The organism is Kribbella pittospori, assembly GCF_004331465.1.
GTDB lineage: Bacteria > Actinomycetota > Actinomycetes > Propionibacteriales > Kribbellaceae > Kribbella > Kribbella pittospori.
The window spans coordinates 50,261-64,043 of record NZ_SJKB01000021.1; the positions used below are offsets into that span (position 1 = coordinate 50,261).

General features: G+C 66.1%; 11 protein-coding genes. 9 read left to right on the forward strand and 2 right to left on the reverse strand.

Features of this window, described 5'->3' with window-relative positions; all coding sequences use genetic code 11:
* The first annotated feature begins 108 nt into the window (after positions 1 to 108).
* The 9 genes from E0H73_RS39995 to E0H73_RS40035 all read left to right on the forward strand — a co-directional run bounded on the left by E0H73_RS39995 (position 109) and on the right by E0H73_RS40035 (position 8,721).
* Positions 109 to 837, forward strand: coding sequence for a hypothetical protein (locus E0H73_RS39995; RefSeq protein ID WP_131365559.1), 729 nt, complete (start codon positions 109 to 111; stop codon positions 835 to 837).
* A gap of 36 nt (positions 838 to 873) precedes the next feature.
* On the forward strand, positions 874 to 1,659 hold the full coding sequence (locus tag E0H73_RS40000; protein WP_131365561.1) for a hypothetical protein: 786 nt from the start codon (positions 874 to 876) through the stop codon (positions 1,657 to 1,659).
* Complete coding sequence (locus E0H73_RS40005) at positions 1,656 to 2,198, forward strand: CHAP domain-containing protein (RefSeq protein WP_165556025.1); 543 nt, start codon at positions 1,656 to 1,658, stop codon at positions 2,196 to 2,198. The genes E0H73_RS40000 and E0H73_RS40005 overlap by 4 nt, the downstream gene beginning before the upstream one ends.
* Before the next feature lie 11 nt (positions 2,199 to 2,209).
* Positions 2,210 to 2,521, forward strand: coding sequence for a DUF6112 family protein (locus E0H73_RS40010; RefSeq protein WP_131365564.1), 312 nt, complete (start codon positions 2,210 to 2,212; stop codon positions 2,519 to 2,521).
* A gap of 111 nt (positions 2,522 to 2,632) precedes the next feature.
* The gene (locus tag E0H73_RS40015; RefSeq protein WP_131365566.1) at positions 2,633 to 3,721 is read left to right on the forward strand and encodes a TrbL/VirB6 family protein; all 1,089 of its coding nucleotides are present in this window, start codon (positions 2,633 to 2,635) and stop codon (positions 3,719 to 3,721) included.
* A complete protein-coding gene (locus E0H73_RS40020) occupies positions 3,718 to 5,154 on the forward strand; it encodes an SCO6880 family protein (RefSeq protein ID WP_337590344.1) in 1,437 nt (478 codons plus the stop codon). The genes E0H73_RS40015 and E0H73_RS40020 overlap by 4 nt, the downstream gene beginning before the upstream one ends.
* Complete coding sequence (locus E0H73_RS40025) at positions 5,154 to 6,572, forward strand: ATP-binding protein (RefSeq protein WP_238164582.1); 1,419 nt, start codon at positions 5,154 to 5,156, stop codon at positions 6,570 to 6,572. The genes E0H73_RS40020 and E0H73_RS40025 overlap by 1 nt, the downstream gene beginning before the upstream one ends.
* A 521-nt stretch (positions 6,573 to 7,093) precedes the next feature.
* Positions 7,094 to 8,335, forward strand: a complete 1,242-nt coding sequence (locus E0H73_RS40030) for a type IV secretory system conjugative DNA transfer family protein (RefSeq protein WP_272949190.1) — start codon at positions 7,094 to 7,096, stop codon at positions 8,333 to 8,335.
* Positions 8,332 to 8,721 (forward strand): hypothetical protein, encoded by a 390-nt coding sequence (locus E0H73_RS40035; RefSeq protein WP_131365573.1) that lies wholly within the window; start codon positions 8,332 to 8,334, stop codon positions 8,719 to 8,721. Before E0H73_RS40030 ends, E0H73_RS40035 begins: the two co-directional genes overlap by 4 nt.
* Positions 8,722 to 8,904: 183 nt before the next feature.
* Here the strand turns inward: E0H73_RS40035 and E0H73_RS40040 are convergent, their stop codons facing one another.
* Both E0H73_RS40040 and mobF read right to left on the reverse strand, forming a co-directional pair.
* Entirely contained in the window at positions 8,905 to 9,681 is a 777-nt protein-coding gene (locus tag E0H73_RS40040; RefSeq protein WP_131365574.1) for a hypothetical protein, read from the reverse strand.
* 342 nt (positions 9,682 to 10,023) lie between these two features.
* Entirely contained in the window at positions 10,024 to 13,626 is a 3,603-nt protein-coding gene (mobF, locus tag E0H73_RS40045; protein ID WP_165556026.1) for a MobF family relaxase, read from the reverse strand.
* Positions 13,627 to 13,783 lie beyond the last annotated feature (157 nt).

A 13,783-nucleotide genomic window follows, 5' to 3' on the forward strand; every position in this document is an offset into this window, starting at 1 on the left:
TTCCGGGATCCAGGTTCTTGTTCGAGGCAACGGCCAGCACATTGGTGGCACCGCAGTACGACGAGGAGCCGGCCAGCCAGCTCCTCCTTCCCCAGACGGAGGCACTCGATGGATGTAGAGCTGGAGGTTCTCATCGCCGACGCGGCCCGCTCGGACTGGGCGGCTGAGCCGTCGCGCCGGCTGGCCGACGGCATTGAGACCCACATCGTCGCGCCGCTGTCGAGCCGACTCAAGGCGGCCCTCGGCCACGACGAGGCGGCCCAACGAGCGCGAGTCATCGCCTGGGAACGATGCCACGAGCTCGCCGTCAGTTCACCGGCAGCTGGTGTCTCGTGGGGCTACCTCGCGAACCTGGTCCGGTGGCGGCTGATGGACGCCGTCCGAGCCGAGGTGCTGCGCGGTCAGCGGCATCCGCTGACCCGTGAGCTACCCGAGCGCGAGTTAACGCAGCATCGGCAGTCGCTGGGGCCTCATCTGGAGCGGATCGCGTCCGAGTTGGAGCGCGGGGGACTGCCGGCGGTCGTGGGGCGCAACCTGATCCGCGCGGCCGCGGACGGCCCGCCGTTCTACCGGTCGGAGGTCATCATGCGGCTGCGGCGGGCCGGAGCCCGCGGTGCCCAGGCCGAGGGTCTGGCCTGGTTGCTGCGAGGAGGTGCTGGGCGAGCGTCGGCTCTGGCCCGGCTCGCCAGGGGAGAAGGACCGGGAGAGGTCTTCGCGGACCCCGTCGTACGGCGTTGGATACGGGCCGCAGCCGGTCGTGATCTGCGGTTTTTCGGCCGACCAAGCCGCCTCGGCCACCGCCGAGCGGCTGCATCACATCGGGTCAGAGCCGCCTGACAAAAAGTTGCCGGACCTCAACCGTTGAGGCCTGGTATGACGCACAACCACCCCGACGTACCCCGCCACCACTGGCTCATCCGGTACTACCGCGCGCAGCTCAAGTTCGAGCTGCGCGTGCTCACCGCGCTGCGGATCATCCCGGCGCCGATCGCTGCTGCCGTGTTCGCGTGGCTGCGCCGTACCGAAGTCCCCAAGAGAGGCAACACCGTGAACCACTCGATCCGATCGAAGATCGTGATCCCCATCGTGATCCTGCTCGGCATCACTGCGCTGATCCTGGCACTGGTCGCCCGCTGGCAGGACCCGCCGGACCAGCGGACCAGTACGCCGAACGCCGAGATCACGGCCCTACCAGGACAGGAAGAGCCGACAGCGGTGCGGATGGACGTGTGGAAGCGGCCGACGACGACCGATCCACACGCGTTCGCGGTGGCCTATGCCCGGGCGATCTGGACCTACGACACCGGCCGCCACGACCTCACCGACTGGCAGGACGCCGTCAGCTTGTTCGCCGACCCGACCGGCGCCGCACCACAGGTAGCCAAGAGTCTCCTGCCCTCGTGGTCGGAGTGGGACCAGCTCGAGTTGCGCAAGGCGCACGCGTCGGCCAGCGACGTCACGGCCGGGACCACCCCACAGCTCGAGAAGCTGCAGCACGTGGAGTACGCACCGAAGGGCTGGCATGGGTTTGTCATCCGCGGGACCCAGACGACTGTCCTGGACACTGAGACGACAGTCTTCCGGCGGCAGGCGACCGTCGGAGTTGTGTGCACACCGGTCTGCAAGTTCTGGTCCGCGAGCGCACTCGTTCTGCCGTGATCGTCAAAGGCGCGCTCGCCGGCTGCCTTCTGCTCGGAAGCCTCGGCGTCGTCGCCCCACTCGGCAGCGCAGTGCACGGTACCGACACCTGTACATCGACACCCACGGACTGCCAGGCCCCGCCGATCAGCACCGGGGGAGGCGACATCCCCAACGCGGATGCCGCGGTCGCTCGGGCGCACCGCCTGGTCGGCAGCCGCGGCTACTACCAGCTGTGCGCGCGGTTGGCAGCCAACATCTGGGGCCAGCCGCGCGCCGGGTACTTCTCGGCCGCGGAGCAATGGCAGCAGATGGTTGCGACCGGCAACGCACACAGCAACGACCGTCAGCCACCGATCGGAGCACTCGTCTTCTGGGAGACCGGCGGACCGTACGGCCACGTAGCTGTGTACGTCGGCAACGGCCAGATCGTCTCGAACGACATCAACGACCGCGTCCCCGGCCAAGGCGGCGTCTACCTCGTCGCCTTCCCGCTCATCGAATCCAAGTGGAACGCGACCTATCTGGGCTGGGCACCGCCCATCTACTCGACTACCTGAAGGACATCGACATGCTGATCTGCAATGAGTTCCTTCTGCAGACCGTCATCCTGCAAGACCCGGGGATCACCCCGAACACCAACGGCTTGCCCGGCCTGCCTGCGCTCCGCCAGGTGGTCGGCGCTCTCCTGACCTTCAGCCTCGTGATCTGCGTCGCCGCCTTCGTCATCTCGGCCGCGGCCTGGGCGATGGGCAGTTTCAACAACAACGCGCACTATGCCGGCAAAGGCAAGACGGGATGCCTGGTCGCAGCCGGGGCCGCGATCCTCATCGGGTCGGCCAACACGCTCATCCGCTTCTTCAGCGGCATCCACATCAACTGATCGAGGAGAACGCTCGTGGCATGGTCCGATTGCCTGCTCAACCCGATCAGCTGTGTCGCTTCAGGAACAAGCTCGGTCACGGACTCGTGGTGGAACTCGTTCTTGAACTGGATGGCGAGAGGTCTGACCGAGGTGACGTCGTACGTCTTCCAGGCGTTCAGCCTCAGTACGGCGCCACGCTTCGGCCAGCAGTGGTGGCGCGACAACCTCGACCTGATGATTGTCATCTCACTGCCTTTGCTGGTCGCGGCGTTCGTGCTGCAGTGTGCGTCGGCCGCGATCCGCCGAGAACCTGGCCGACTCGGGCACGCGGTCCTGGGCGCGTTGCTGGGCACGGCCGGTGTTCCGCTTGCGGTTGCGGTGGTGGCGTCTTGCGGTCAGGCCGTCGACGAGATGTCGACCGCGATCCTCGGCAACCGGGCGACCGCCGACGGCTTGAAGCGCATGGTCGACCTGAGCGTCTTCCCTACGGCTGCGACGCTCGGAGGTTTCATGCTGACTGCCGTAGTGCTAGGGCTGTTGGCTTCCATTTCGCTGTACTTCGTGATGCTGATTCGTGAGGTCGCGATCGTGGCGTTCGTGGTCTTCGCGCCGATCGCAATGGCGAGCTGGACCTGGTCGGCTACGCGTCATTGGCTGCGCCGCTGGGTCGAGGTCGTCGGAGCTCTCCTGTTCTCCAAGGTCGCGATGGCCGTCATCTTCACGGTCGGGCTGTCGGCGGCTGGGAACACGGACCAGAACGGCGAGGCATCGATCGGCACGTTCCTGACCGGGGTCTTGCTGATCGCGATGGCTGCGTTCGCGCCGCTGGCAACCTTCTCATTCATCCACTGGGCAGGTGATCACGGCCAGACCGCCGTACATGCACTTCAGCAAGGCACCGCTGGGGCATCGGCGCTCAAGGAGCGGTTCGATCAGGCCCAACAATGGCGTGCGCATCACTTCGGCGGATCCCACGACAACCCGGATCCCGTAGCGGGGGACAACGGTAGTTCGGTCGAGGTGGAGCCGGCCCGTGCCGCGACCGGCACTGGCCCATCGGCAGACCGTAGTGAATCGACTGGCTCAGGCGGAGGAACTGCAGCACCTGAGCTGTCTCCGGCGATAGCAACGATCGCGCGACAGTCGGCGGTCGATCCGGCCTCTGCGCCATCTGAAGGCACAGAGACGACCGGCGACTCAGGAGGCGAGCAGAAGTGACCACTCCCGGCACGCTCTCAACCCGGTTCCCACGCCCTGAGCGCAACGCCGTACTGCTCGGGCTTCGCGCCGTCCAGGTCGCTCTGCTGCTGATCGCCGTCGTCACAGCGACCATCTTCATCCTCGTGCAGATGACTCCAGCCGCGAAGCTGAGCGGTCTGACGATTGCAGGCTTGTGCGTTGCTGTTGCCATCGCGCGAGCCGAGGACCTGCCGTTGTATCGCTGGTTAGTGCTTCGTGTTGTGAACGCCATCCGGCTGCTACGGAAGCAGCATGCCTTCCGGAACCGGGTCATGGAGCCGCGCCGGCATGGGCAACTGCAGCTTCCCGGTGAGGGTACGGCGTTGCGGATCCTGACCGCGGGGTCGGGCATCGGCATCGTTCACGATCCTCGGCGTAGACGAGTGATCGCCGTGGCCAAGATCGAAGGTCCTGCTCATCTGCTCCAGAACACCGATGAGCAGGACCGGCGTGTCGCGGCCTACGGTCGGCTGATCGCGGGTCTGTGCCAAGGCAATCGCATCGCACGAGCGCAGATCCTGGAACGCACGCTGCCCGACCCCGGCGACCAGCTGGGAGAGTGGGCCAAGAAGCGCCAGGTCGATTCGCGGACGTCGGCAGGCGCGATCTACACCGATCTGCTGAATCACGCAGCTCCGGCTGCGGCCAGGCACGAGACTCTGTTCAGCTTCGCGGTGAACCTCGATGCGGTCTCTCGTGAGATCCGCAAGCACGGCGGCGGGATCGGTGGTGCCACCGCGGTGGTCGAGTCCGAGGCGCGAGCCTTACAGACCTCGCTCGCCGCGGCCGGGGTCGCCGGGTGCTGGCTCAGCGCCGGCGAACTGGCGATGAGTTTTCGCGTGGCGTTCGACCCCGCCGCGACGCGAACGATTCCCAGCCCCGAGCAGCTGGATGCAGCTGATGCCGGCCCGCTCGGTGTGGACGCTGGCTGGGACCTCTTGCGCACTGACTCCTCGCTGCACCGCGTGTACGTGATCACGGAATGGCCGCGCATTCAGACCACTCCATCGTTCCTGAGCCCGTTGCTGCTGAAGCCGGGAATCCGACGCACATTCACGTTGGTGCTGCAGCCCATTCCGATGGGCAAGGCGTTGCGGGACGCCAGGCGGCATCAGGTCGAGCGGGTCACGGACAGGTCAACTCGCGCCAGGATCGGGCAGTTGGAGACCGAGGAGGATCGTCAGCTCGACGCCGACGTGGCCCAGCGCGAGCGGGATCTGGCGGCCGGACATGGCGATGTGCGCTGGCTTGGCCTCGTTGTCGTCTCGGCTGACGACGAAGAAGCGCTCGATGACGCCTGCATGGAGATCGAGATCGCTGCTACTCAGGCTCTGCTTGACCTGCGCCGCCTGGTCGGCCAGCAGATGGAAGGCTTCATGGCCGCAGCTCTGCCGTTCGGAATTGGATTGTGATGGCGAGGCAAGAGTCCGCGTACTACGAACCAGAGGGCGTCGGGCGCGCGACCCGTCGAGCCAACCGCCGATCGTCGTACACGGTCCAGCGGACGCCGAAGGCCGACGCACCTGATGGGACAGAGACGGGTGCGCCGAGCCCTCGCAGGCGCCTGCGGCTCCTGGTCGACAAGCATCGAGCCACGACCCGGGTGCTGCGCGTCGCGTATCCGTTCCTCGCCGAAGGCGGGCTTGGCGCCGATGGCACCTACATTGGCTCCGACGTCTTCAGTGGTGGCTCGTTTGTCTACGACCCGTGGGTGCTGTACCAGGGTCGCGTCATCACGAATCCGAACGTGCTGTTGGCCGGTGTAATCGGCAGTGGCAAGTCGTCCACGGCCAAGGCGCTGATCACTCGATCCGTTGCCCTCGGCCACAAGGCGTACGTCCCTTGCGATCCGAAGGGGGAGTGGACGCCGGTGGCTACGGCGATGGGCGGTGCGGTCATTAAACTCGGGCCGGGTTTACCGACCCGCCTCAATCCACTCGACGCTGGAGGCCAACCATCCACCGTCGACGCCGAGGAGTGGGAACGAATCGTGTGGTCACGGCGCCGCGCGCTGCTGGGCACCTTAGCCGAATCCACACTCGGACGACCGCTGGCCGCTGTCGAGCACACGGCTCTCGACCTAGCGCTGGAGACCGTCTCGCGCCAGGTCGCACAACCGACGATCCCCGACGTCGTCGTTGCTCTCTTCACGCCGGACTCCGATCGCGCTGAGCGCGCAGGACTGAGGACCTCGAACCTGACGGCCGATGGGCGCGAAGTCGCGCACGCGATCCGGCGCTTGGTCCATGGTGATCTGTCCGGGATGTTCGACGGACCGTCGACGACCGAGTTCGATCCGACGCTGCCGATGGTGACGCTGGACTCCTCGTGGCTGGGGAACGGCGGGAACGATCAGGCGCTGCGCCTCACCTTGGCCTGTGCATCGTCCTGGCTCGAGGCTGCGGTCGCGGATCCGGCCGGCGGTAACCGCTACATCGTGTACGACGAAGGTTGGCGGGTTATGCGCGATCCGGCACTCCTGCGGCGGATGCAGGAGCAATGGAAACTGTCGCGTGCCTGGGGCGTCTCCAACATCCTGATCGTGCACCGACTATCCGACCTGGCCGCCGTCGGTGACCTCGGGTCTGAGGCCCGTGCTCTCGCCGAAGGGCTCCTGGCTGACTGCTCAACCCGGATCATGCTCCGGCAAGAGCCCGACCAGCTAGAGCGAACGGCGAGCCTGCTCGGGCTCACCGACGTGGAGATCGCGACGATCGCCAAGCTCCCCAAAGGCCGGGCGCTGTGGCGGTTGCCCAACCGGTCCTTCGTCGTACAACTCGTCCGCCACGCCCGCGAGGTCGAACTCTTCGACACCGACGCGAGGATGTAGGTCTCTCGATGAATCAGCGACCACCGCGCGATCTCACCGACACAATCTTCGTCGCCGGGGGAGTACTGCTCGCCTGCGCCGGCCTCCTGTATCTGGCCGGCGGCCTCGCGAGCCTGTTGACCACGGGCCGATGGGTTAGGGCCCAGTGGATTGAGGCGCTGCAGGTGCCCTTGCACCCCGGCGACCCTGGAGCGGCATTCGGACTGACGCCTGGGCAGCTCGCCCCGACAATGTACTGGCTTGTTCTGACGGGACTGATCTGTCTGCCGCTGGCCGCCGCTCTGGCGGCGCTGCGGTGGTGGCATGGCCGGCGGGCGACGTCGACCAGTCGCGCGCGAGCTCTTGCCGCCCGGCCTGGACTGGCTTCCAAAGGAGATGTCGAGGCCGCAGTCGGTCGCCGCCAGGTCGCACGGCGCGGGCGATCAGCCCGTCCACTCGCTTCGACAAGCGGACCGGCCGAGGTTGGCACGCTCCTTGGTCGCTCCCGCGGCCGCGAGTGCTGGGCATCGGTCGAGGATTCGATGATCGATGTCGGACCGCCAAGGTCTGGCAAGGGACTCCATCAGATCATGAGCGCGATCATCGATGCGCCGGGCGCCGTCGTGACGACGTCGACCCGGCCGGACAACCTCGCCGCAACCCTCGAGCTCCGCCGGGCCATCGGTCCTGTCGCGATCTTCGACCCGCAAGGACTCGGCCGGGTTGAGGGCATCCGCTGGTCCCCGGTCCGCGGTTGCGAAAACCCGACCACTGCGATGGTCCGTGCGAGCGGATTGGCCGCAGGAGCAGGCTTTGCCAAAGGCAACGTCAGCGATGGAGCGTTCTGGCACGGCCAAACCGAGATGGCACTCCGCGGGCTGCTCCACGCTGCCGCCATCGATGACGCCGGCATCGCCCAGCTCTACCGATGGGGCCTCGAACCAGCCTCGGCCATCGAAGCCGTCACCATCCTCAACCGATCAACCGACGCCGCCGAAGGTTGGGGCGACACTCTCGACGGCATCGTCCGCATGGACGGCCGCACCCGCGACGCCATCTGGGCCGGCGTCCGCTCAGCCCTGTCGGCCCTCGCGGATCCAGCCGTACGACGCTCCTTTGATCCGCCGCCCGGCAAAGGCCTCGACCCAGCAAGCTTCATCCGAGAACGCGGCACCATCTACCTCCTCGGCACCGGAGCCGGCGCCAGCGCGACCTCCGCGTTCATCGCTGCGCTCCTGGAGGACATCACCGAATCGGCCCGCCAACTCGCCGCCCACAATCCCGGCGGCCGCCTCGAACCACCACTGGCCCTCGTCCTCGACGAGATCGCCAACCTCTGCGCCGTACCCTCCCTGCCATCACTCATGGCCGACGGCGGAGGCTCAGGAATCTCCACCCTCGTCGTCATCCAATCACTTGCCCAAGCCCGTGAACGCTGGGGCGAACAAGCAGCCGCAGCCATGTGGGACGCGGCCACCCTCCGCCTCATTCTCGGCGGCTCCGCCCAACCCCGCGACCTCCAAGACCTTGCGGCCGTCTGCGGCGAACGCGACGAAGAGATCCGCAACTGGAGCCGCGGGGCAGACGGCGGCCGCACCATCTCCACTAGCACCCGCCGAATCCCCATCCTCCCGCCCGACGTGATCCGCACCCTCCCCTTCGGCACCGGCATCCTCCTTGCCCGCACCGCCCCACCCATCCTCCTCAGGATGACCCCGTGGACCGAGCGTCCCGACGCCGACAAGATCCGCCGCAGCATCGACCAAGCGACCAAGCGCCGATGAACCCGAACGAGGAGTTGGCCAGAGCCCTCGCCCTCACCGCCGGCACCGACCCGTTCGTCATCTGCTGGCGCGACCTAGACCCCACCAGCACCCAAGAGGAACTAGAACGCCTCTCCGACTGGGTCACCTGGGCCACGTCCCGCTACGGCCTCGACCACAAAGTCATCCCACCCTGCTGGCCCGAACACGGCGCCGTACTCGAAGAACTCTCCGCCCTGCGCACCTTCTGGGAAGCCTGCTACCAAGAGGACGCAGCTCCCTCAGACCCCCTCGCCTTCCACCGAGACCTAACCCTCGCCGTCCGCCGCCTCCGAGACTGGACCTCCCTCCTCGGCTGCACCCGAACCGCCCACCGCCCGGCCCATTCGCGAGTGCCATCGCATTAACGGTTAGGCATCCTTCGCCTCGTCGCGAATGCCAACAGGACCCAGTGCGTGGCGTCCTGTTAGTGGGTCGGGAGTTCTTGACATTCCATGCTCATGATCGGCCGACGATGGAGGCAGTGACCAGCCTTGGGGAGCCACCACCTTGGGCGCCGGCAACTTGCTTGGCCGGATGGCCGCCGCTGATCACCTGGCGATCAAGAACGCCAGAAACGCGCCAGCCGGCAGCCCAAGCACAAGTCCGATGCCAATCTGGTTCGTGACGTCCACGGGCTTGATGACAAACATGCGGCGCCACTTGAGAGACCGATCTGAAGACAGCCGACGAAGATAACGTCGCTTGCTGAGGCCGTATCCGGTCCAATCGGATGCGAAGATCGCGACGACGCCTGTGACAGCGATCATGGTCCAGATCAGCGTGTACCAAAGTGGTCCCGTGTAGTTGTAGACGGGCGGGTCGTTCGGGTCTGCTGCAGGCGATTCGTCGCCCCACGCTCCGTACATCAGCAGCCCTGCCAGTAGCACGCTCCACGGCCAGATCAGGCTGAATCGACGGCGCCGAGTGCGTCGCTTGACAGTCCTTCTGAACTCAAGCGCCGCGTCTTGCGCCGCGCCGGACGTACTCCAGCGCCAGCGTTCCGTACCGACGGAGTCGTACCAGAGTCTGGAGCCATCACTGTAGGTCGCTTGGAGCACGAATCTGCGCGCTTCTGCAAGCATGAGAGCGAACTCGTCGGCCGTACATCGACCGGTCCAATTGCGTTGCACCACACGGTGGTCCTCGTGCGTTGCAGTTAGCGTGAATGTGGCGTCATCCGTCGCTATCGAAGCAAACGCTGCTACGAGGGTGCTGAAGTCAGCGCCGCCGGCGGGCAGTTTGAATTCGTAGCGATTCCTCGCAAGATCCCACGACGGCGGCGCAGGTGCCGACTTCGGGCCAGATGCCGTCTTCAGTTCAGTCACTATGGTCTCCCCCCATGTGGCAGGTCACTAGTGTGCACCGCGATGGAGATCCGGTCCATGAGTGGATGGACGCCGGCGGCCGGTGGTGGATGCAGCGGATGAGAACGGCTCCCGCAGACCAGGTGGCTGGGGCCGGTCCAGAGGTTCTGGCGCAGCCGCCATCGATCGCGAGCTGACCGCTCTCTACGCGGTGGCCGTCAATGGTGGCGCAGCCAGCGCACCGTGCGTGCAGTGGCCCGACTGGCTGGAAGCCTTCCGTTTCGACGCTTGAGATGTGCACGAGCCCTTGTGATCGTGACAGGTCGCGCCTTCATGCCGTTCATGGGACGGCGAAGATCCCGTCTACTGCTCGGGAGGCTGAGGCAACGGGATCTGCGTTGCCGCTGTGTGGAGTCGAGAGTCATGCGGGTGGTCGGACAGCGCGGGGAGGGCCGAACGTAGGCGGGAATAGTGGGTAAGTTGGGCGGACGCACTTGCTGGAGGCGGATCGCCGAGTGGCGTGTGCCCTCGGACATTGAAGCGCTCTCGGTAGACGGCGACCTGACGGACGAAAGTGGCTCGTTCTTGGGCGGATTGGTGCTGAAGTAACTGGAGCAAGTCGTGGCGCCAGGGTGGGCGTTCTCGCTCTATGTTCTCGGCTAGCCAGTCGGCGCGCTGCGCGATCCGGGACTCGAGCTCTCGGAGCGGGGCGACCAGGAGCGGGTCGCTGACATACGTTGATGGGATGAGCAGGCCGGCGATGGTCGATGGACGTTGGTCGGTCCGGCGTGTGGATCTGGTAACGAGGCGCTCGAGTCGGGTGTGGATGACTGCGGCGAGGTCGTTGGCGCTGGTCAGGGACGACTGGTTGACCGCGCTGCGCAGCAGATCTGGAACCTCGAGGCCGGCGTTCTCAGCTCGACGGAGTTCGCCTACCAATGCACCGTAGGCCGGGGACGCTTGGACGGCGGCACGATCGGCGGAGTCCAGTCCGCTGGCATCGACAGCGGCCGCGAAGCGTCTTCTTGCATCTAGCTGGCAGAGGTGCTCGTGAATGGGGATTAGGCGGTCCAGTCGGGTGGCGTTGTCTAGTTCTTGGCGGAGGACTTCGTGGGCGGATTGTTCTGTGCCGGGATCGTTGAGGACGGCTTCTAGGACGTCTTGAATGGATTGTTCGGCATGGGGTTCGTGGAGGTCCGAGGTCGTCTGGTGGGTGGTGACGTAGGCCTGGTTGGTGTGGCGGCCGCGGGTTAGGCCTACGTAGAGGAGGGCTCGGGTGAGTCGGTCGGTGACGATGAGGTGGGCGGTGTCGACGGTGGCGCCTTGGGCACGGTGGGCTGTGGTGGCGTAGGCGAGTTCGACGGATTCCTGGACGTAGCTGCTGGGGAGTGTGACGGTTCTGTCATCCCTGTTTTGGACGGTGAGGGAGCCGTCTGGCCAGCGGTGAATGACGGTCCAGTCGCTGCCGTTTCGGACGAAGCCGGTCTCGCTGTAGCGGAGGCGGCGGTTGTTGAGGCGGGTGACGATGTGGTCGCCGAGGCCGACGTGGTTGCCGTTGTGGAGTTCGATGCCGTCGGGTTCGACTTCCCCGGTGGTGATGCGGTCGAGGCGGGCGCGGGCGTTGAGGCGGGCCACGGTGGCGTTGTCGGCGGCGATGAGGAGGCTGGTTCTGCCGGCGGTGGTGTCGATGAGCCAGGCTCTGTAAGCGGCGTCTTCCATTTCGTCGGTGGAGCCGGCGGTGAGGCGGTTGTGGTCGTCGTACTGGTCGATCGCAGTGGTGTCGCCGCGGCGCAGGGCGAGGCTTGCGTCGCGTTCCCAGTGGTTGCGGAAGCGCCAGACGTCGCTGAGCTCGGCGGCATTGGTGTCGCGGGCAACGAGTCGGAACGCTCCGCCGGTGTCGGCGGAGCCGAGTTGGGCGTCGTCGCCGACCAGAAGGAGCTTGGCGCCTGCGGCGTCGGCCGCGCGGGCGAGGGTAGCGAGTTCCATGGTGCTGGCCATGGAGGCTTCGTCGACGATGATGAGTTGGTTCTTGCGGAAGCTCCATCGGTCGTTTTCGGCGTGGAGTGCGGCCAGCAGGATGGTCAGGCGTTGGTGGCGGCGTCGGCGGCCGGCCCGGTGAGCGAGATTGGCGGCATATTCAGTTTGCGCGATTCGCTGTCGGCGTCCTTCGGCGCCCAGGCCGGCTGACTCGTAGATCCATTTCGCGATGTTCTCGCTTGGTGTGCCGATAGCGTCGGACAGGATGGTCGAGGCGGCTGAGGAGGGGGCGAGGGCGATGATCGAGCCTTCGCCATGAACGGACTGCCAGCTGCTTGTGAGGGCTGACAACAGGCTAGTTTTGCCGGTCCCCGCGGGGCCGATCAAAGCCTCGAGCTTCTGCCCACTAGCCGCGATTCGGTGGAGTGCGCGGACCTTGTCTGCGCTGAGACCCGCGGTAGCTAGTGAGCCGTGCTCGACCCTTGGTCCGCTGCAATCGCGAGCCAAGTCGAGGAGCACTGCCTCCGCTCCGAGGATCACGGGTGACGTGTAGATCTCGCCGTCGTGGATCGTGAAGATGCTCTCGCCGCTCGTTCTCGTGATCGGGATCGGCACCAGTTCAGGCGCAGTCAGGCTGATCGAGTGCTGCTCGGCGGCTTCGACGATGGCTTGGAATACGGCGAACCGCTCAGCGGATGACACAAACCTGAGCAGCCGCGTTTGACGTGCCGCCTCAGCGAGGAGGTTCCATCGAGTCCAGGTCGCGCGCTTGGTCTGCAGTGTGAGGACGGTCGCGGCGCCGTACGCCTCGACCGTCTCTGCACTCAGGTCTGCGGCGGCCAACGGGCGCTCGCCGGAGTGATCGAGCGAGCGTTGAATGGCGAGCACTGCGTCGTGGCCGATTGCCTGATCGGCGCGGGTCCGCCACCCGGCCATCAGCGCCGCGAGCGGGCGCGCGAGGTGTTTCGGTGGCCGGTTGAGGAGGGTTGCCTGCTGCCGGAGGACGTACATCTCGCGGCGGCCTGGTGGGTGGATGTCGTCTCCGCGCTCGTCGAGAAGTGCTGCGAGGTTGGCTTCGATCCGTTCGGTTCTGGCGGAGAACTCACGGATCAGCTCGTCGGGTACAGCGTCGATCTCGAAGGCCGGGTTTCGCCGGGATCCGCGTTCGCGCAGTTCCCAATTCACGCCCAGGCGTCGAGCGAGATTGTCGGCGAGGAACACGTTGTGGAGCTCCGACATCGCGACAACCGAGCGATACAGGACCCGCCCGTCAAGCGTTCTCCACGCGCCGTCGAGACCCTGTACTCGGTTGGCGACCACGACGTGCGTGTGGAGTTGGGGGTCGCCGCTTCGGGTGTCCCAGTGGTCAAAGGCAGCGGCGATGAGGCCGCGGGTATCGATCTGGGCGATGCCTTGATCGCCCGTTCTGGTGAACGCCGCATGCTGCTCGATCAAGCCGAGTACATCGCTCGCGGCTTCGTGGTGCGCGGCAACGATCTGCTCCTGCACACCCACGTCCGCTGTCGCCCAGAGCGCTGAAACGGACTTGGCGGGGGAGAACGTGAGGTCGAAGCCGACGACCGCCTGTCGCGTCTTCTGCCGAATCTCACTCCTCTGGATCTGCGCGATCGCGTCTTGCCGATCTGCCTCATCCAGGGCTGGGTCGAGAGCGCGAATCAGGTCCTGAATCCGCTCCGACGGGGCCTTGTAGACCGGGAGTCGACGCCCCAGCATTCGACCGTTCACCGGGTCCTCAGCGCGACCGAAGAGGGCGCTCATCTGTGTCTCGATGACCTCGCCCCCAGGCACAAGCTCACCGTCACCGAGACCTGCAAGACCACTGCCCATCCAACGTCCCGGCGGGTATCCAAAGGCGGTGTAGTACGCCGTCAGCGGGGTCGCCATACGCCGGTCAACATCGCCGGCCGCGATGTGCCGCAGAAGGTACTTGTAGCCATCTCCGGCACTAAGCCTGTGGATGCTCAGCACGACGGCCCGCGCGGGGGAATGCCGTCCGGTAATGCACCTGGGTGGTCCACGAACGGTCAACGGTTGACCGGTCCGATGACCAATCGGGTCCACACGGTAGGCGGCAGCTCCTTAAGTGCAAGATGTGTAACGGTGGTGCGTCTGGGTAAAGCGAACC

What these genes read in the sequence shown, in the direction of transcription:
- E0H73_RS39995 (WP_131365559.1), top strand. Translation starts at nt 109, where the DNA reads ATGGATGTAGAGCTGGAGGTTCTCATCGCCGACGCGGCCCGCTCGGAC.
- E0H73_RS40000 (WP_131365561.1), top strand. Translation starts at nt 874, where the DNA reads ATGACGCACAACCACCCCGACGTACCCCGCCACCACTGGCTCATCCGG.
- E0H73_RS40010 (WP_131365564.1), top strand. Translation starts at nt 2,210, where the DNA reads ATGCTGATCTGCAATGAGTTCCTTCTGCAGACCGTCATCCTGCAAGAC.
- E0H73_RS40015 (WP_131365566.1), top strand. Translation starts at nt 2,633, where the DNA reads ATGGCGAGAGGTCTGACCGAGGTGACGTCGTACGTCTTCCAGGCGTTC.
- E0H73_RS40025 (WP_238164582.1), top strand. Translation starts at nt 5,154, where the DNA reads ATGGCGAGGCAAGAGTCCGCGTACTACGAACCAGAGGGCGTCGGGCGC.
- E0H73_RS40030 (WP_272949190.1), top strand. Translation starts at nt 7,094, where the DNA reads ATGATCGATGTCGGACCGCCAAGGTCTGGCAAGGGACTCCATCAGATC.
- E0H73_RS40035 (WP_131365573.1), top strand. Translation starts at nt 8,332, where the DNA reads ATGAACCCGAACGAGGAGTTGGCCAGAGCCCTCGCCCTCACCGCCGGC.